The organism is Amycolatopsis sp. NPDC039088 (assembly GCF_055598845.1).
The window spans coordinates 61,388-78,909 of sequence record NZ_JBVKAE010000033.1 but is presented as its reverse complement, the minus strand read 5'-3'; the positions used below and the strand labels follow the sequence as shown (position 1 = coordinate 78,909).

18 protein-coding genes and 2 tRNA genes are annotated in these 17,522 nt (G+C 64.5%); 10 read left to right on the top strand and 10 right to left on the bottom strand.

Going from position 1 to position 17,522, the window contains the following annotated elements; translation table 11 throughout:
• Window positions 1–28: 28 nt before the first annotated feature.
• Together orn and ACZ7KI_RS33330 are read left to right on the top strand one after the other, a co-directional pair.
• Complete coding sequence (orn, locus tag ACZ7KI_RS33335) at window positions 29–637, top strand: oligoribonuclease (protein WP_470277008.1); 609 nt, start codon at window positions 29–31, stop codon at window positions 635–637.
• Window positions 638–715: 78 nt separating this feature from the next.
• A tRNA-His gene (locus ACZ7KI_RS33330) sits at window positions 716–791 on the top strand.
• A 110-nt stretch (window positions 792–901) separates the two neighbouring features.
• Here the strand turns inward: ACZ7KI_RS33330 and ACZ7KI_RS33325 are convergent.
• Complete coding sequence (locus ACZ7KI_RS33325) at window positions 902–1,120, bottom strand: hypothetical protein (protein WP_470277007.1); 219 nt, start codon at window positions 1,118–1,120, stop codon at window positions 902–904.
• A gap of 185 nt (window positions 1,121–1,305) precedes the next feature.
• Entirely contained in the window at window positions 1,306–2,526 is a 1,221-nt protein-coding gene (locus ACZ7KI_RS33320) for a L,D-transpeptidase (RefSeq protein WP_470277006.1), read from the bottom strand.
• Between the two features lie 196 nt (window positions 2,527–2,722).
• Between ACZ7KI_RS33320 and ACZ7KI_RS33315 the strand changes: the two genes are divergently transcribed.
• Window positions 2,723–2,795: transfer RNA gene (locus tag ACZ7KI_RS33315), tRNA-Lys, on the top strand.
• Window positions 2,796–3,096: 301 nt separating this feature from the next.
• Here ACZ7KI_RS33315 and ACZ7KI_RS33310 read toward each other — a convergent pair.
• A complete protein-coding gene (locus tag ACZ7KI_RS33310) occupies window positions 3,097–3,387 on the bottom strand; it encodes a hypothetical protein (RefSeq protein ID WP_470277005.1) in 291 nt (96 codons plus the stop codon).
• 34 nt (window positions 3,388–3,421) lie between these two features.
• Here ACZ7KI_RS33310 and ACZ7KI_RS33305 point away from each other — a divergent pair, with 34 nt between their 5' ends.
• From ACZ7KI_RS33305 to ACZ7KI_RS33295, 3 genes are all read left to right on the top strand, one after another.
• A complete protein-coding gene (locus ACZ7KI_RS33305; protein ID WP_470277004.1) occupies window positions 3,422–4,666 on the top strand; it encodes a hypothetical protein in 1,245 nt (414 codons plus the stop codon).
• Window positions 4,667–4,968: 302 nt separating this feature from the next.
• The gene (locus ACZ7KI_RS33300; protein WP_470277003.1) at window positions 4,969–5,328 is read left to right on the top strand and encodes a hypothetical protein; all 360 of its coding nucleotides are present in this window, start codon (window positions 4,969–4,971) and stop codon (window positions 5,326–5,328) included.
• A gap of 65 nt (window positions 5,329–5,393) precedes the next feature.
• Window positions 5,394–7,499 carry a CHAT domain-containing protein gene (locus tag ACZ7KI_RS33295; RefSeq protein WP_470277002.1) on the top strand — a complete coding sequence of 702 codons (2,106 nt, stop codon included), beginning with the start codon at window positions 5,394–5,396 and terminating at the stop codon, window positions 7,497–7,499.
• A 70-nt stretch (window positions 7,500–7,569) separates the two neighbouring features.
• Here ACZ7KI_RS33295 and ACZ7KI_RS33290 read toward each other — a convergent pair whose 3' ends face one another.
• Window positions 7,570–8,349 (bottom strand): hypothetical protein, encoded by a 780-nt coding sequence (locus ACZ7KI_RS33290; RefSeq protein WP_470277001.1) that lies wholly within the window; start codon window positions 8,347–8,349, stop codon window positions 7,570–7,572.
• 203 nt (window positions 8,350–8,552) lie between these two features.
• Between ACZ7KI_RS33290 and ACZ7KI_RS33285 the strand changes: the two genes are divergently transcribed.
• Together ACZ7KI_RS33285 and ACZ7KI_RS33280 are read left to right on the top strand one after the other, a co-directional pair.
• Window positions 8,553–9,083, top strand: coding sequence for a hypothetical protein (locus ACZ7KI_RS33285; RefSeq protein WP_470277000.1), 531 nt, complete (start codon window positions 8,553–8,555; stop codon window positions 9,081–9,083).
• A 1-nt stretch (window position 9,084) separates the two neighbouring features.
• The gene (locus ACZ7KI_RS33280; protein ID WP_470276999.1) at window positions 9,085–9,339 is read left to right on the top strand and encodes a hypothetical protein; all 255 of its coding nucleotides are present in this window, start codon (window positions 9,085–9,087) and stop codon (window positions 9,337–9,339) included.
• 339 nt (window positions 9,340–9,678) lie between these two features.
• Here ACZ7KI_RS33280 and ACZ7KI_RS33275 read toward each other — a convergent pair whose 3' ends face one another.
• From ACZ7KI_RS33275 to ACZ7KI_RS33250, 6 genes are all read right to left on the bottom strand, one after another.
• The gene (locus ACZ7KI_RS33275) at window positions 9,679–11,133 is read right to left on the bottom strand and encodes a site-specific integrase (RefSeq protein WP_470276998.1); all 1,455 of its coding nucleotides are present in this window, start codon (window positions 11,131–11,133) and stop codon (window positions 9,679–9,681) included.
• Between the two features lie 92 nt (window positions 11,134–11,225).
• On the bottom strand, window positions 11,226–11,459 hold the full coding sequence (locus ACZ7KI_RS33270) for a helix-turn-helix transcriptional regulator (protein ID WP_233598977.1): 234 nt from the start codon (window positions 11,457–11,459) through the stop codon (window positions 11,226–11,228).
• Complete coding sequence (locus tag ACZ7KI_RS33265; protein ID WP_470276997.1) at window positions 11,456–12,190, bottom strand: DNA-methyltransferase; 735 nt, start codon at window positions 12,188–12,190, stop codon at window positions 11,456–11,458. Before ACZ7KI_RS33265 ends, ACZ7KI_RS33270 begins: the two co-directional genes overlap by 4 nt.
• A 137-nt stretch (window positions 12,191–12,327) precedes the next feature.
• Entirely contained in the window at window positions 12,328–13,584 is a 1,257-nt protein-coding gene (locus ACZ7KI_RS33260) for a DNA-methyltransferase (protein ID WP_470276996.1), read from the bottom strand.
• Window positions 13,581–14,537: a DNA methyltransferase gene (locus ACZ7KI_RS33255; RefSeq protein WP_470276995.1), complete on the bottom strand. Its 957-nt coding sequence runs from the start codon at window positions 14,535–14,537 to the stop codon at window positions 13,581–13,583. Before ACZ7KI_RS33255 ends, ACZ7KI_RS33260 begins: the two co-directional genes overlap by 4 nt.
• On the bottom strand, window positions 14,530–15,510 hold the full coding sequence (locus tag ACZ7KI_RS33250; protein WP_470276994.1) for a hypothetical protein: 981 nt from the start codon (window positions 15,508–15,510) through the stop codon (window positions 14,530–14,532). The genes ACZ7KI_RS33255 and ACZ7KI_RS33250 overlap by 8 nt, the downstream gene beginning before the upstream one ends.
• 508 nt (window positions 15,511–16,018) lie before the next feature.
• Between ACZ7KI_RS33250 and ACZ7KI_RS33245 the strand changes: the two genes are divergently transcribed.
• Both ACZ7KI_RS33245 and ACZ7KI_RS33240 read left to right on the top strand, forming a co-directional pair.
• Complete coding sequence (locus ACZ7KI_RS33245) at window positions 16,019–17,041, top strand: hypothetical protein (RefSeq protein ID WP_470276993.1); 1,023 nt, start codon at window positions 16,019–16,021, stop codon at window positions 17,039–17,041.
• A gap of 179 nt (window positions 17,042–17,220) precedes the next feature.
• On the top strand, window positions 17,221–17,520 hold the full coding sequence (locus ACZ7KI_RS33240) for a pilin (RefSeq protein ID WP_470277030.1): 300 nt from the start codon (window positions 17,221–17,223) through the stop codon (window positions 17,518–17,520).
• Window positions 17,521–17,522: the final 2 nt, after the last annotated feature.

Sequence of the window (17,522 nt, the reverse complement as noted above, 5' to 3'; positions counted from 1 at the left end):
AATCCCCGGGTCGGGTTAGGGTTCCGGGGTGAACGACCGCCTAGTCTGGATCGACTGCGAGATGACGGGGCTCGACCTCGGCAAGGACGCGTTGATCGAAATAGCCGCGCTGGTGACCGACGCCGAACTCAACGTCCTCGGCGAAGGCGTCGACATCGTCATCCACACCGACGACGAAACCCTCGCCGGCATGCCGGAGATCGTCCGCGAAATGCATGCGCGATCCGGCCTCACCGAAGAGGTCCGGCGCTCCTCCGTCACCTTGGAAGAGGCCGAACAGCGCGTCCTCGAGTACATCCGGGAGCACGTGCCCGAGGCCAACGTCGCGCCGCTCGCCGGCAACTCCATCGGCACCGACCGCGGCTTCATCACCCGCGACATGCCCAACCTCGACGGGCACCTGCACTACCGCATGGTCGACGTCTCGTCCATCAAGGAACTCGTCCGGCGCTGGTACCCGCGGATCTACTACGCCAAGCCCGAAAAGGGCCTCGCGCACCGCGCGCTCGCCGACATCAAGGAGTCCATCGGCGAACTCGACTACTACCGCCGCGTCGCCTTCGTCCCGCAGCCCGGCCCGACCACCGAACAGGCCAAGGCCGCGGCCGCTGAAGTGCAGGAACGCCACGAACAGTAACCCGTTGCGAGCCCCGGAAACGGGCACGCTAATATAGTGCGGCCGAGGTGATGGGGAAGCTTCCCGAGCCCGGCGATGGTGGGCGTAGCTCAGCTGGTAGAGCACCTGGTTGTGGTCCAGGAGGTCGCGGGTTCGAAACCCGTCGCTCACCCCACTACCCCAGTTTGGTCGGGCCCTGGCAGGCCTTCCACCAAGCTGGGGTTTCGCCTTTTCCGGGGGCCATCCGGTAACGCGGCGTGCCATTCGCGCGAGTTCAGGACGAACTCACGTGGAGGACGCCATGGGACGCTGGCCGGTCTTGGCGGTCTTCGGGCTCTGCGCGCTGGCCGGGGCCTGCACGACCTCCTCGCCCGATCCAGCTCCCGCATCGCCGATGATGCCCACACCCGTCACGACCGTGACCGCCCCACCGTTCACCTCGGCGGCACCGCCGGTGACGGTCACGACTACCCCGACGCCGCCGCCTTCGAAGACCTCCGCCACAAAGTCGCCGTGGCGATGTGAACCCGGGCATCCGAACTGCACGAAGGCCCAATCGCAGAAGTGCCGCTACAAGACCAGCGGCGAAACGCAGTGGGAGTACCTCAACGGCACCCTTCCACCCGGCACGTCATGAGGGGTCCCCATAGGACGGATTTCGTCCTATGGGGACCCCTCATGACATCAGGTCAGTTCCGGTCGCCGCCGGTCTTCCACTCGTCCCACGACATCTGCCACACCGACCAGCCGTCGGTCGGCTCCAGCACCTGCGGGCCCGAGTTGGCGACCGTGATGATGTCGCCCTTCTTCGAGGTGTCCATCAGCCACTTCGCGTTCTCGGTCGACAGGTTGATGCAGCCGTGGCTCACGTTCCGCTTGCCCTGCGAACCGACCGACCACGGCGCCGAGTGGTAGAAGATGCCGCTGTTCGACATCCGCACGGCGTACTTCACGAAGGTCCGGTAGCCCGCCTTGCTGTCCGACGGGACACCGTAGGTGCTCGAGTCCATCGTGTAGCCGGTGTGCTCGCTCATCACCGTGTAGGTCCCGGCCGGGGTGCTGCTCGACGGCTTGCCCATCGAGATCGGCATCTGCTTGACCTCTTGGTCGTTCACGACGACCTTCATCTGATGCGTGCCGCCGTCGGCGGTCGCGACCAGTTTGTCGCCGACGACCACGTTGGCGGGCTTGTCCTCGCGGCCGAAGGTGTTGTTGCCGAGGTTCTTGCCGTAGATCGCCGCGTTGACCGAGATCTTCGTGCCCGGCTTGAAATACTCCTTGGGCCGCCACATCACGGTCTTCTCGCCGAACCAGTGGAACGCTCCCTCGGCCTGCGGCTCGGTGACGATCTTCAGCATCTTCTCGGTCGCCGCCTTGTCCGGCACGTTGCCGGTGAAGGTGAAGATGAGCGGGAGGCCGACGCCGACCGTCTCGCCCTCGACGAGGTTGATCGAGACACCGATCTGACGTCCCGGCTTGGCCGTGGAGAACGTCGAGGTCGCGGTGACCGGCTTGCCGTCGGTCCCGGTCGCGGCCGCGGTGACGGTGTAGGTCTTGCCGAAGCCGAGCGGTTCCGCCGACTCCCAGCCCGAACCGTCCTCCTTCGGCTTGCCCGCGACGACCTTGCCGTCGGTACCGGTGAGTTTGACCTCGCCCACCTTGCCGTCGGCGACGGCGACCGTGACCGGCTCACCCGGCGCCACGTTCGCCGCGCCCTGCGCCGGCGTCAGTGTCATCGCGGCGGGCTTCGGGGCCGGAGCGGCCGCACTGCTCTGCTGCGAACCACCGGGAGCGCCACCCGGAGCCGGCGGTTCACTCGACGGTGTACTACTGCACGCGGCGAGTGTGAACCCGGCCACCACAGCCACCAACCCCACCCGCGACCGCCCCGTCGCTCCCCAGACCCTCATGCACACCGCCCGTTTCGCGTGGTACCAACCCCAACGTCTGGCTATAGTCTGCCTGACCGGCCGCAACGCCTGCGGCCGGATGGCCGAATACGTCCCGGTCCGCCGTTAGGGGACCCCCCTGAAACGGGGGCCAGCAACCCTGTGTTAATGTTTTCCACGTCGCCGAGGGGAACACCAAAGCGGCGGGAACAAGCAGGCGCCATTAGCTCAATTGGCAGAGCAGCTGGCTCTTAACCAGCGGGTTCGGGGTTCGAGTCCCTGATGGCGCACACTCAGACCCCACGTTTTCGGTTCCGATGACGTGGGGTTTTGTGTTATGTGGACGCATTTCTTCCACTTCCTTACTGTCCATTGTGGTCTGATCCGCGCCCGAGACGAGCCCGAGACGACGGCTGGGTTCCAGGAGTGACCTCTGCGTCTGCCTTGGCGACTTTCGCGCTGTAGGTCCGGGGGTCCTGAATGAAGTCCCCTGATCGTACTTCGGCACGTGATGCCGTCGGCGACCCGCTCAGCGGCGGTCCGGCGAACGAGGTGGAGGGGTGTTGCGGACCGCATCACACCTCCGCAGTTCTACAGCGGCGCCAGGATGGCGATCAGGAACAGCACCGCCACCACCACGCCCACCGCGGCCAGCACCAGGCGCCGAACCGCGCGGAGCACCAGCCGGGCCTGATCGAGCTGGTGCACAACTCGCTCGCCCCATGCGTTCGAAGATCGCTGTTGCCGTTGTACCGCCTCGGTCCCCCTGTTGTTCAGCGCACTCTTGCCGTCCGCGCTGGCCGAGGACACGGCCGTCTCGGCCAGCTGGTTCCGTTCGTCGGTGACGCCGTGGTCCGGCCCTCTGTCGGTCTGGTTGCTCATGCACTCAAGGCTGGTGCTCGGGTTAGCATTGGCTATGTCGAGCAGCCGGAAAGATGATCTTCACCTGACGGATGACCAGCGCGACCAACTCATGAAGCTCAACGCCGCACTCGACGCCGTAGGCAAGAAGCCGGTCGACACTTTGGGATTAGTTGAGCACCTTCTCGAGAAGTCGTACCTCGAAGACATCGGCATCGTGGGCGACAACGCCGTGGACGAGGTGATCGCGATGGTCGACCGGTACCGTCAACCTGCCGATCTGCAGCTGGACCCCGAACCATCCCGAGCCCGGGCTGCACCGCTCGGAGCTCGGCTCGGCGCGTTCCAGACCGCGCTCACGCGGCTGGTCGGAGAGCAGGCCAACCTGGATCCGCGCGTCGTGGCCTTTCGCCGTGAACATCTTCCGCACGGCGAACCCCTATTGCCCTACGAGGTCCACGCGTGGATCAGCAAGCAGGTCGCGGAGCAGGACAATGACTTCGTCATGGTCACCATGCCTGTACCGCGGCGATGGCGACGCCAGGATCCAGCCCCACCTCCGCCCGCTCACTTTCCCGACGTACGCAACGCCACCGCTATTCGCTACCTCGCGCCGGCGCAGAGGGAGCAAGCTCCCGGTGACGCGACGCAGCCGGACGAGTCAGCATCGGAGAAGGAGTTTGTGGATCCACTGCGATTCGAGCTCTTCGTTCAGCCAGCGGCACCGGGCAGCGTGTTGATGAGGTTGAGTGACCTGGCTCGACGCCTGGGCTCTATCCATGGGTGGACCGAGGCACAGGGCGTGGCGCTCGTGCTAACGGGACACTCGCCGTCTATTGCAATGATCCGTTATACCGCGGTCGACGCTCCTGTCATCGACGGCGAGTGGTGCGGGTGGGGAGATCGCGTCGAACTCGTCGTGCACCCGGCCGCCACCGCCCAAGATGTCGCGGCCGCCTACACCCACGCACGCACAGACTTGAAACTAGCCGACTTCGGCAAGGATCGAGTCAAGGGACCATCGGTACGCAATCTCTTGGTCGTGGCCTTCGCGGCCGGCCACACAGGTAGTTGGAAACAGCTCACGGAGCAGTGGAACGAGGAGCATCCGGAGTACCACTACAGCCGGGTCGCCAACTTCAAGCGCGACGTCGAGAACACGCGCATGCTCGTGCTGTACTTCGGCTACCGAGATAGAGGAGACGTCGAAATCAGCGAGGACCTACGCGCGGCCATCAAGGAGTTCGAATCCCGGCAGCAGGCGGGCAAGGACGGCGTCCAGCAAGCCGAACAAGGTTGATGGAGCCCGCATCACCGGGTGATCCTTCGATAAGAGCGGCTTCCAAGTCCTGTGGCAGCCCTGCCCAAAGTCCCGCCCTGTGCACAACGATCTGGCGCAGGTTGGTGTCCCGCACACAGTGCGGCCCGGACGGCGGCGCTTACCGAGATCACCGCCCCATAGCGGGAAATGCCGCCGCTGGTCTCCGAACAAGAACCCGTCTGTCTAGACCGAGCCGATGAGGTGACTGCGGATCACGTCGAACTTGTAACGACCGTAGCTGTCGCACGATCTAGTGGTAAACCGGAACCAGGGAGAGACTTGTGGAGCCGTCATCGATCGATATCGCGATGCCCGCCGATCTGGCGACCCTCTTGTTGGAGGATGATCATGCCCGTCCTGCTACTGGGCGACGAAGCAGCACCTGGCAAGTCCTCGCGACCTTCGCCTCCGGAGCCGCGACTACGGTCTCTTTACTTCAGACACCCCAAACACTCGCTTACTTCGCCGACAAGTGCAGGAGGTTGGCGGTCCGGAATCAGGGTGCGACCAAGCAGCGTGATTACATCGAAGCGAAGGGGCCTCACGGAGAGTTGCGAATTCCGTTTAACGAGGAAACCACTGCCGCCGACATTGAGAGGCTACTGCGTAAGACGATCTTCAACAAAGATCTAGGCGAATGAGTCTTCAGGATACGGTCCTCCGCTGGTTACACACGAAGATCATGGATCGATTCGCTGTGCGGACAGTGGACGAGCTTGACAAGAATGACTTAGCCGACCTCAAGGTTGTGGCTCGGCTCTTCGAGGTGGTTGACCGCCCCATTGTTCGCACGGAAGCCCTGGCTCACGTCGAGCAGACTTTCGCCGAGCACGTTTCGGAGCGTACCGGGATGTCGGTCCTGCTTCGTGCCATCGCGGCCAGCCTGCTCACTGAGGTGGCGGACAAGTTCGACCATAGCGGGTTTGAGGAAGAGTCTATTCGTGCAAGGTCGGCCGCGGCGGGATTCAAACCCGGAAGCCCTGACAGGTGCTTGTACTTCTTGGTGTCGGCGTGCATGGACGTCGGGCTTCATACCTTGCCTCAACGGGTTCCCGATGCCGTGATCAGAGCAATTCTGGTTGAACTCAAATCGGCATCACCTCGTATCCAGCGGGGCCGCGTCCTCGTCGCGGTGGTGCACGCCGCGTACGCCATGGGGAACATCGCACTCATGCGACGTGTGGTCGATGCGTTCAACGGCGTTGACCTGTCCACGGGAGAACAGGCCGCCCATGCGATTTTTCAGGGACAGGTATGCCGATGGGAGGGACGCAAGGAGGAGTTCAGCTTGTTCATCGCCGAGGCGGAACGGCTCGTAGCTCAGATGCGAACCAACGATCCCTCATTCGACATGGTCACCAAACTGTGGCGCGCGGAAGAAGCCAATCTGGAGCTGAGGAGGTCCGGATCCTACGATGACACACATGTAGCCGACCGTGCGGCAGCCGCGATGCACCGCGGTGATTGGGACACTGCAGCCGCCGGGTATGACGATTTGATCGGCGTGCTGGACTCGGCCTACCACCGCGCGACCTCGCGGTCGTTCGCTGAAAGTGCGCGCATGCTGGGTGGCCATCTTGAAGACTGCGCGTCGCTCTTGGCGTGTGCAGAGCGTCTTGTAGCCGACAACATCGCACAGGCGCGGTCCATGAAAGAGATCGACATTCTGCTCGCGCGGCTCCTGGAGAGAGCGTTCACGGCAGGGCAGAAGGCCGCTGACCCCTCCGCGGCGATCTGCTTCTCCGATCTTATTGGAGAGCTTCACATGGGCGTCGCCATCAACCACGGGACACCCAGAGCCATGGTGGACGCCATGGGCGTTGCCGACCTGGCCTTAGTCGACTTCCTCAACTCAGCACCGACATTGATCTCAATGCACGACGTGGCTGCGGAATCCTCCGGCACCTCGATCGTCTGGGTCAATGTCGTCGAAGCCAGCGATCAAGGCGTGGAAGCGATCCTCTGCACGGCGGAATCGGATACGCAATCGGTACGGATGCGTCATGTTCTCCTCGCCGACTCGCCGCACGCCTTGTCCACGATGACTGGCAGATCGTCGGAAGATCTTGCCGGACCGATGGTCGAGCGACTGTCGAGAGTGCTATTCGCCGATGTTCCGGACGATGACGCAACGAGCCAGCTGATTGTCGTGCCGGACAACCAGACGTGGCAGCTGCCCTGGCAGTTGCTCGCACCAAACCGCGTCTCGGCACTGGCCATCGTCCCATCGATAGCGGCACTTCGGCGCATACGACCGCACCATCGTGCAGTCAGACCTCGAGTCATCGGACTGTTCGACGAGACGCTGGCGGGCGCCGGTGCTGAGATCGCCAAGCTGTCCGATCTCGCCCGCCGTGGTCTTGTCGAGTTGCATCGCGCGAGCTCGCTCGCCGAGCTTCATCGCCGGCTCAGCGAGGAGACCTTTGACCTGCTCACCATCGGGGTACACGGGAGCAGTGGCGACGGCGTCGAGTACCGGATGATGCTGCCGGACGGAGCGCGCTCACCTGCGGCGCTGCTGTCGATGCAGCTGCCGCCCATCGTTGTCATGGGCTGCTGCTGGTCCGCTCAGGCCCCGCTCTCCCGCGATACACTTACGGCATCGGTTGGCTGCCTAACCGCGGGCGCGTCAACCGTGATTGGCGGAATGTGGGACATTGACGATCGGGTGGCAGGCGCGCTGCTGGCTGAAACCTACGAACGCACCTTTACCGGAACCCCGCTGTCGACCTCATTCCGCCACGCCTTCGCCTCTATTGAGCCGCAGTTGCGAGCGCAAGCCGCCGGCCTCGCCATTTTCGGCCGCCCATGAGGCGACCCAACGTCAGCGCATTTTAAACAATTCCCAGAGGGGCCGACTTAAACAACTCCCCCGATCAAGGCTAGGCGGGATACAACTTGATGTACTTCTTCTCCAGTAGCACACTGATATCGGGCCAAGGTTCATCCCCCCACGCCATTTCCCAAACGCGGGGGTCCGTGGACCGCACAACACCTGCGAGGTCATCAAGATACCCTAAAACGAGTTCTCGACCTAGCGGCACGTCGCCACCGACGTACGGGCGGTTATCGGACCAGAGATCCTCTTCGTTCTCGACGCTCATTAAACTATTGGCCGAATATTGCTCGAGTGCCTCATCGGTCCTTATCTCGCCTCGCTGATGCGTAAGAAGATGCCGAAACGCTCGAATCTCACGAACACGAGGGGTATCTACCTCTCCACCCAAAAGCTGATGAAACCCCTTTAATGTCGGCCACGTCGGCGACTCATTTTTGCCATGAACAAATAGGCCGACGTGAAACCGGCTACCATCAGAGTCCTGGGCACAAATTCTTGAAATAATTTCTTGAAGACTCTTTTCGAGATATACCTCAAATGCGGTTACTGCATCCTTAATAGTCGCCGCATGCATCATCCACTCAAACTGGTCGGGCCACATTCCTGAGATACTGTCGTCGAAGTATCCGACATGCTCGTCGCCGTAGTGCACGTCGGGGTCGAATACATCCGCGAGGCGCCGCTCAGCCTTCGACCACAAGGTCTCGTAGCCCGCTTCCGACCAGAGCAAGCCATAGCGATGGAAGGCCCTGACCTGTGCCTCTACCCGCGCCCAGCGATCAAACGCCCGGCTGACCGGCCTGTTCCCGTCGTTCCAGTTCACCGTCGCAGAGTACCCGACCGCTCCCTAATTACCACGCAATCAACCTCGGGACGAATGTTCATGAAGCAGTAGGCGAGGAGTCGTGGAACCGTAGTGGCACACTGCAACATAAGAGCATAACGATCGCCATCAATCCGCACACAACGGATTGCAATGTTCTACACTAGGAGCCAAAACCGTACTTCGTTTGATCGAGGGAAGACGTGAACCCGAGTGAGACCGCCGCGTGGACCGCGGCAATCGTTGCCATCGTCGCCGCGATAATTTCATTCGTTACAATGGGTATCGCCTGCTGGCAGGCTGTTTCCGCGCGCAAGCAGGCGGAGTCCGCAGTAGCGCAGTCATTGTCAGCCAGAAGAAGCGCTGATGTCGCCGAGCAAGCACTTGTTGAAAGTCGAAAGCAAACGAAGGCTTCCCAAAAATCCGCATTGGCCGCAGAGCAGCAGGCAGCAGAGGCAAAGCGCCAGAACCTGATAACCGAAGAACAGCTCCGGGTTGCTCAATCAGAACTTGAGGTCAACCAAAGAAACCACCAAGAGCAGCAAAAGGCCAAGTATGTTGCCATGGTACATCAGATCCTTCTAGACGCCGGTGCACTGCGCGATGAACTGAAGGACAATGCCGCAGCTACAATCCTTTGGCAACAGCGCAAACCTGATCAGTTCGGGATACCACCCTTTCCCCCCCCTAATGCTCTCTCGAGCCGAACAGGATTGGCATACAACAGTAAATAGGGTGCGCGTTGACAAACCGCCATCGCCAGCCTTAACGGCAGCAATAGACAAGTATGACACCTTTGCCAAGGAATCTATCGCAGCGATCGACACGGCGTACGAGCGGGCGGATTCCCGCCAGCTCAGCAGGCCACAAGTTGAGGCCCTTGCCGCCACAATTAACAAGCGGGACACAAATTTCGAAGCATTGAAGGCGGAGTGTGACCGTTTTTTCGCCAACCATGGCGTGGACCCAAGCGACCTTACTGCTCATTGACCGTCGAAACAAACTACCTACTTGAAACCGGCGGCGGACGCAGAGTCCGCCCGAAAGTAGCCGAGGCGATCCCGATTTTTGAGTCCGCGCAGTTACAAGGTGCCCGAGTCGCAACGGGTTTGCTCGTCGCCGGACGAGCAGGTTAACCCCTGCCACAAGCCCGAATCACGACTAACCAGAGTCGAGCTCAGGTCAGCTTGGTTAAGCATCTCCAGGAAGCGCCATGGCTAGCTTAGCGAATGGTGCACCTAGGCAGCACTTGGCTCACCAGCAGGCGGCAACTGATCCTCAACGATCAAGTGGCAACTACCTACTTAATAATTCCGTCTGGGGCAGAGGCTACTTTGAGTTGCCGGTTTGGCCTCGAGGAATAAGCTTGGCGGTAGCTTCGGCTGCGGCGAGTGCGATCTCCGGGAGGACCGTGGTGTAGGTGTCCATGGTCACGGTGATCGAGGAGTGCCGGAGCATGGCCTGGACGACTTTCATATCGGCACCGGCGGCGAGAGCGAGCGTGGCGGCGCCGTGACGGAGGTCGTGAAAGCGGATGGGCGGCAGCCCGGCTTGCCGGACGATCTCGTAGAACCGCTCAGTGACATCGGCGGGATGCAGGGGACTCCCGTCCGGCTGGGTGAACAACAGCCCGCTGTCCACCCACGCGCTACCGAGCCGTGCCTTGTCCGCGTCCTGGCACGCGATGTGCCGACGCAGGACGAGGACGGTGTTCGCGTCGAGCGCGACCAAGCCCTCCGACGAAGTGGTCTTCGGCGCTGACTGGCCAGTCTCCCACCCGTATTGCACGATCTGGTTCGCCACTTCCAGCGTCGCCGCATCCAAGTAGGTGTCCGCCCGGCGCTGGCCGCATGCCTCACCACGCCGGACCCCGACATGCGCGACCAGGTGGAAAAGCGGATACAGCGGATCGTTCACCGCGGCGTCGAGGAACTGCCCGGTCTGTCCCGGTGTCCACACCATCACCGGCGACGGGATTTCGCCGGTGAGCTTCCAGCGCAGGACACGCTCGGCCGTCCATACCTTCGGCGTTGGCCGATTTGCCGATGGCAGCTCAACCAGCGATGCCACGTTCACCGTTAGCAGGCCTTGTTTCACCGCGGGGCTGAGTACCGCACGCAACGTTTCCCGGATTCTCCGGATCGACGTCGGCCCGACCGGACGTTGCCATTTCACCGCCGCGATCTTCTGCGGATCACCGCTGTTCCGGTACTCGGCGATGAGGTCGTTGTGCTCCACGATCGCGTCGAACATGCTCTCCAGGTGAGGCACGCCGAGCTTGTCCCTGCGGATATGGCCGAGGTGCGGTCGCAGGTAGAGCCGGACATGCGACTCATACGACCGGTAGGTGTTGCGGCTCCGAGTTTTCTTCTTCGACGCGAGAAACGCCGTGAACACGTCGTCCATGTACGGGTGTTCCAAGACGCTCGCGCCCGCGCGCACCAGACGCCGGACGTCGTCCACCTCCGGCAGCTTCTGCTTCTTCGCGACCACGGTCGCGATCACGTCACCGATCTTCCGTCGCGTGTCCTCGTCGTCGTCCTCGGCGATCGCGAGCAGATCCCGGACCTGGTCCAGTTCCTCTTGGGCCTTCGCCGACGACTCGAAGCCGCTTCGGCGGCGGGGGCGCCGGGTGCCCTTGGTATCGGCGGGTAGCTCGATCCGCCAGCACCACTGGCCGTGACGGTGCTGGGTCAGCTTGGGACAGTTGCTGCCCAGTTCACGATTGTTGGTGTCCCGGCAGGAACAACGCTTGAAGACCGACCCCAACGGTATCTGCGCCACCAGTCGTCCTCCTTTCTGTTCGGTTGAATCAGCGGGTTCGCACGATGCTCGCGCTGACCACACCCCTCGGGGAAGCCCGAGACGTTGTGAATTCACCTAATGGATGGATCAACACCCAACGCGCGCAGAAGCCCGGTGGTAGGTACGCGGTACTCGCCACCGACACGCAACAGCGGGCAGGGGAAGTCATCGTTGCGGGCCAGGCCGTAGGCCGTGGTCCGGCCGATCCCCAACGCGCGCGCGGCGGTCATCAAATCGACAACAGCGGGCAGCGCCGCGACCTCGTCCAAGGTCAATGTCGTGAACCTTTCGGCATCCGGGTTCACGACTCCTCCCGGAAGCCGTCGAGCCGGCGCCGGGCCAGGGCATGGCACTCGGGATCCAGGTCGATCCCGATGAACGAGCAGCCCTGTGCGAGCGCGGCAATGCCGGTCGTTCCGCTGCCGGAGAAGGGATCGAGTACGACGCCGCCTTCCGGGCATCCGAGCCGCACACAGCGGTGGGCGATCTCCACGGTTCCCGCCGCGCGATGCCCCGTGCGGCCGCGGTCCGCCGCGACCGTCCAGACGTCTGACTCAACTCCTTCGGCATCGACGTCGCGGAACCAGTGCTCACCGTCGCGGGCTAAGAGGAAGACCGACTCGTAGCGCTGGGAAAGCCGGTCCCGGACGCTCTCCGGACGACCGTTGGTTTTCGCCCACACCACTGCATTCCGCAACACCCAGCCCCGGTTCTGCAAGGCGAACGCGACACGCCACGGGACCCCGATCAGGTCTTTCGCGCGGTACCTCGACTGGGGCGGCCGGTGCACTCCGTATGCCTGCGCCGAGCGGGCTGATGCGGTCCGGGCGACGGATCCGCGGGCGACGTAGTTTCCCCACGAGCCACCGAAGCTGTCGCCGAGGTTCAGCCATGCCGTCCCCGTCGGTGTCAGCACCCGCCGGACTTCGTCGAAGACATCGGCAAGCCGGTCGACGTACTGTTCGATCGTGGGCTCCGCGCCGTGCTGGCCGTTGACCCGGTAGTCGCGTAAGCCCCAGTAGGGCGGGGACGTCACCACGCAATCCACCGATGTCGCGGGCATGGCGGCAAGGACTTCTCGGGCGTCCCCCAGACACAGCCGTACACGATCCCGGTCCCCGTCAGCGGAGACGGCAGGGTTGTGTCGCCCTTGGCTGGGCGTATGCGGGTCCGTCATGCCGCAACCTCATCTCCACCACCGGTTGCCAGGCCGAGCCGCCGGAGGCCGATGTCATGAAAGTCGGGGTTGAGGTCGATTCCGATGTAGTTCCGTCCGAGCTTCGTCGCGGCGAGACCGGTGGTGGCGGCGCCACTGAACGGGTCGAGCACCACACCGCCATCGGGGCATCCAGCGGCGATGCAGCGCAGCGGGATATCGACCGGGAACGCGGCGAAGTGCGCCTCTCGCAACGGTCGGGTGGTGATCGACCAGACGTCTCCGGGGTTCTTACCCCGTGCATGCGACGCGGTGTGCTGGGCGCCGGTCGGGCGCATCGCCTCGCCGTGGGGTTTTCCGGCGAACGGTTCGGTGTCCCGGTACTTGCCGTACATGCTGTGGCCTCGGCGGCGTGCGGTCGCGTCGATCCCGCCGTGGCGGCCTTTGTTCGCGCCGCCGATCACGATGCCCTCCCCGACCGCCTCGGGGCGGGCGAGTGGTTCGCGGATCGGGTCGAGGTCGAAGAAATACTTCTGCTGTTTGGTCAGCAGGAACAACATCTCGTACCGGTTGGACAGCCGGTCTCGCACGGATTCGGGCATGGCGTTGGGCTTGTGCCACACGATCGCGTTGCGCAAGATCCACCCGTCGGCCTGGAGCGCGAACGCGACCTTCCACGGCATGCCCATCAGGTTCTTCCGCGGAAGGACGTGGGTGCGCCCTGCTCCCGCGCGGCGGACGGAATCCCGCAGCTGTGCCGCCGTGCTCCGGCCGGTCAACGTGCTGGCCCGCATCGCGTCATCGGCGCGGCCAGGCGGCTCGGTGGAGTAGCAGTCACCCAGGTTCAACCACACGGTCCCGGTATCGGCCAGCACCCTGTGCAGCTCGCCGAAGACCTCGCGAAGTCGGTCGACGTAGTCCCCCGGTGTCGGTTCCAGACCGTGCTGGACGTCCTCCCGCTGCGCACCGCACCGGCGACAACGTGCGGGCACGTCCCCACCGCGATGCGCGGCCGAGGCAGGGTAAACGGATTGACGCTGGATGGACTGCCGGACGTTGCCGCCGCGCCCGGCCGGGGCCAGGTGCGCACAGTCAGTGTCGCCTCCGATCCAGGTTCCGGTGCCGTAGTCGCGCAGCCCCCAGTAGGGCGGGCTCGTGACGACGCAGTCCACCGACCGGTCCGGCATCCCGTTCAGGGTCGGCGTGGCGTCGCCGGTCAGCAGCGTGACCGACTCGTCGCGGTAGTGGACGGCGCTCCTCGGTTGCGTGTTCACGCCGCCTCCCGATCCTCGTCGGTGAGAGTGTCGATCCCGGGAGTCGTCGCCGGGCGTCGCCGGCTTCGGCGTCGTCGCCGGTGCCGCGTAGGAGACGGCCAGGTCGGCTCGGCCGCGGCCTGGCCGATGGCGTCAGGACCGGCTTGGAAGACCAGCACCGTGTGGTGTGCAGGGAGCGCGATCGGGTACCCGAAAGCGTCTTCCGCGCCCTGAACGGCACGGCGCTGAGCGAACGTCGTACGGGTATAGGTCCTGCCTCGTTGCACCGCCGCGGTCAGGGCGACGCATCGGGCCACCGGGACCAGCCCGGCCGCGCTGCCGATCGCCGCGATCCGCCCGGGAACGTCGAGCAGCTCGTGCCGGGCGGGGTGGCGGTGCGGGGAGCAGGTGACCACGATGTGGCCGCCGGGACGAAGCAGCGGCCGATACTGCGCCAGCACGGCACCCAACCGGTCCACGTCGCCTTCCACGCCGGTGTTCTGGCCGGTGGGACGCAGCGTGGTCAGCAGGAGATCGACGCGTCCGGTCAGGCCCGCTGTCGCAGCGGCGACGGCCGTGCCGGGGCGCCGGTCGAGGACCAGGACCATGCCGTCGACGAACACGCCGCGCGCCTTGGTGGCGGTCACGTTCGCCCGGGCGAGCCGCCACCACCGGCGCTGACCGGTCAGCCCGATCGCGTGCCTTCCGCAGCGCAGTGCTTCGACGACCGTGGTGCCTGCGCCGCAGTCCGGATCGAGGACCACATCGCCGGGCCTCGTGAACGCCGAGATCGCGTACCGGGCGATCGCCGGAGCCATGAGCGCGGAATCGGTGCTCGTTGCCTCGTGGTAACCGCCGTCCTCGAGCTGCGTTCTGACAGAGGTTGTCCCTGTCTGCCACACCGACGCCAGAACCTGAGGGTCTTGCGGGTCGAGTTCTTCTGCGGGCAGCGGTCGACTCGTGTGCTCAGACATCCGAGGTCTCTCCTTCCCCGGCGACGTCAGCCTCTGCCTGTGACGCAGATGGCCGCGCGAACAGGACGAGGTCGTGATGGACCTGCCGGAAGGGCACCGGCCTGGCGATGCCCGCGGGCGGCTTCGTGACACGGCCCGGGCTCGTCCTGCTGTCCCGCGGGGCGTCCGAGAACTCGGGGACAGGGGTGGACTGCACGGCGATGTGGTCGAGACAACGCAACTGGAAGTTACCGAGCGTTGCGACCAGTTCGGCTGCCGGTTCGACGAGACGTCCGGCGTGGCGTGCACTGTGGGTGACGATGGCGACGAGGCCATCCGGAGTGATCTGGGTGTCCCAGTCGGCGTGTCGGATCCAGTCGGTGGCGCCCGGGTTGACCGCGGTGATGATCAGATCGAATGTGCCGCGGGAGCGGTCCGGGTCGTGCTGTGGACGACGCGTGGAGTCGGGAGACGGTTCGGCGACCGACCGCAGGCCGAGCCGACTCGGGCGGGGTCGCGTCACCGACTCGTGTCGGGTGTTCGGCAGCGAGTCGGTGCGATCGTCCCGGCAGTCCGGGACGGGCGTGGCGGTCGCGGCGTCGGCGCGGCGGCCGAGCCGGGTGACAGTCCACACCGCTTCAGCGAGTCCGCCGTAGTGGACGGAGTCGTGGCTGCGACCGGCGGCGCGCGGAGCAACCCGGCTCGGCGTGGGTGGCGTCAGCAGAAGGACGCGGTCACCCGGGCGCGTGTAGGTCGTGACGAGGGTGACGACGGTGCGTCCCAGCCAGCCGGCGAGCAGCGCGGTTCCGGGCAGTTGCTCGACGTCCGCGAAAGCCCAGAATGTCGTCGGCCGGGCGCCGCGGATGCGCCTGCGCGCGGTGTCCCGCGCCGCCGCGCGGCGCCCGCCGTGGTTGTCGTGCACGTGGCCGGTCAAGCGTTGCCCTGGCGTGCGCCGGGGGCGCCCTTCGTGATCACGGTGCGATGTCGAGGTCATCGATAGCCCTTCCTCGCGGATGGTCATCGGCTTGGTCTGCCGAGTCACTCCAAGAGGCCGTTTTTGGACCCGTTTTTCGACACCGCACGCCGAATTTTCTGCAGATCGGGAGAGCCAACGAAAACCGCGTCGCGGAAACGGATGATTACGCCTCCCGCGTGCGAGAAGCACTAGCGAACAGTCGGGCAATCTGCGCCTAGATGGGCCACCCGCAGCGCCATCCCCTGATCACGCGCCATAATCGCGAACTACCTCGTCGACAGCACTGGGCACCCGATGCCCACAACACGCGAGATCCAACTAAGAACCGCTTAAACCCCAGGTGCAGGCAAGTATTTCGACCCCTACACCATGCGCCGAGACTGGCCGCTGAATCGTTCAACCTCTACCTTTAGTCGTTCTTTAGTTTCGATATCGGATTCGCCTTTTTCTTTTCTTGTCCTTTTCTTGTCGCAGCTCTGGCGTTCTGTTCTCACGGATTTCCGAACCACGAGAACAGGAGCTGGTCATGATGGCCGACGACACCTTCTCCACGTCGCCCCGGGATGAACGGGACGAGCACGACTGGTTTCCGCTGGATACCGCCCGCGATGCTTTCAGCTGGCTGGTCACCGGCCCCGAGCCGATGGCCGTGCACGGCTCCAAGTTCGCCGGGTTGCCACGGCGGCCGGTACCGCTGGACGAACTCCGGGACCGGTTGCTGAGCAAGCACTGCCCATCGCGTACTCGCGACGCCGTCTGGGCACATCTTGTCTTGAGCTCTCGCGCTCAAGGTGGCGCGTGGACGGTGGCCTGCGTCGGCATGGCACTGCCCTCGCTGGCCTCGAGCGCAGGATGGCTGGCGGCGCGATATCGCGGCGACCGCGCCGACGCACACGCGGCAGTTCTTGCCGGGTTCATCGAGGCGTTGGCGACCGTGGACCTGACCGATCGCGGCATCTTCCTCCGGCTCCATTTCGCGGCCCGCCGCGCCGGCCAGGCGGCACTGGAGGAGTCCCTCGACGCACCTCGCCCCGCGGGGATGAGCTTTCGTTCGACCGTTCCCAAGCCGCCGTACGGACACCCCGACTTGGTGCTCGCGACGGCAGTCGGCGAACAGATCCTGACCCCTGCCGAAGCGGAGCTGATCTCCGCCACCCGCCTCGGCGAGACATCGATGACCGCCTGGGCACAACGCCACGACACGGCCCTCGCGACGGCATACAAGGCGCGCAACCGAGCCGAAGACCGACTGGTGACCTGGCTGCGGCAGCAGACCGACGGCACCGACTACGAAGACCCGGTCGCCGACGCCGCCCTGAGCGCGCTCAGCTCCTCCGCTCCGGCCACCACCACCGACGACAACACCGGAAAGTCACGTGCTGTGAGCGGCCGTCTCCGCAACGGACGACTGGCCAACCGGAAGAAAACGTCACGCTCGGTGTCGAAAAACGACCCGAAATCCGGCCTCTTGGGGTGCGGGGAGAGCCCGACCAACTCCCCGCAGACCGCCGAGAACGAGCCGACTTCGGAGGTGCGCCGATGCGCCTGACATCCCGTCCCTTGACCCAGCCCACCGTCTCGCCACCGTCCGCCGCGGCGTGCGTTACCGAAAATCCTCGCCCTTCCCTGCCGTTGGCAGAACACGGCTCGTCACTGGCCAGTCATCCGAGCATTCGTGCCCGGTCGGCGCGCGCCGCGCTCTCTCGACTGGCGAGTTCAGCGTTCGTCATCGCGCTCCTTCTCACCACACACGCGGTGGATTCGGCGCAGGCCTCAACGCATGTTGTCGCGCTCGCGACCACCGTCGATCAGGTCTTCACCAACATCCGTAACTGGCTGGTCGGGATCCTGGCGGGTCTGGCGACGGTGTTCCTGACCGTCGGCGGTGTCCGGTACCTGCTGGCCGGTGGCGACCCGGGCGAAACGGAGAAGGCGAAATCGGCCTTCCGGAACGCTGCGTGGGGCTACGGGCTGGCGGCGCTGGCACCGCTCGCCGTGGAGATCCTGCGCGGGATTGTCGGGGCCTGAGG

Coding starts and splice junctions, on each gene's coding strand:
- ACZ7KI_RS33245 (WP_470276993.1), top strand. CDS start 16,019: ATGATGGCCGACGACACCTTCTCCACGTCGCCCCGGGATGAACGGGAC.
- ACZ7KI_RS33250 (WP_470276994.1), bottom strand. CDS start 15,510: ATGACCTCGACATCGCACCGTGATCACGAAGGGCGCCCCCGGCGCACG.
- ACZ7KI_RS33255 (WP_470276995.1), bottom strand. CDS start 14,537: ATGTCTGAGCACACGAGTCGACCGCTGCCCGCAGAAGAACTCGACCCG.
- ACZ7KI_RS33320 (WP_470277006.1), bottom strand. CDS start 2,526: ATGAGGGTCTGGGGAGCGACGGGGCGGTCGCGGGTGGGGTTGGTGGCT.
- ACZ7KI_RS33305 (WP_470277004.1), top strand. CDS start 3,422: ATGTCGAGCAGCCGGAAAGATGATCTTCACCTGACGGATGACCAGCGC.
- ACZ7KI_RS33310 (WP_470277005.1), bottom strand. CDS start 3,387: ATGAGCAACCAGACCGACAGAGGGCCGGACCACGGCGTCACCGACGAA.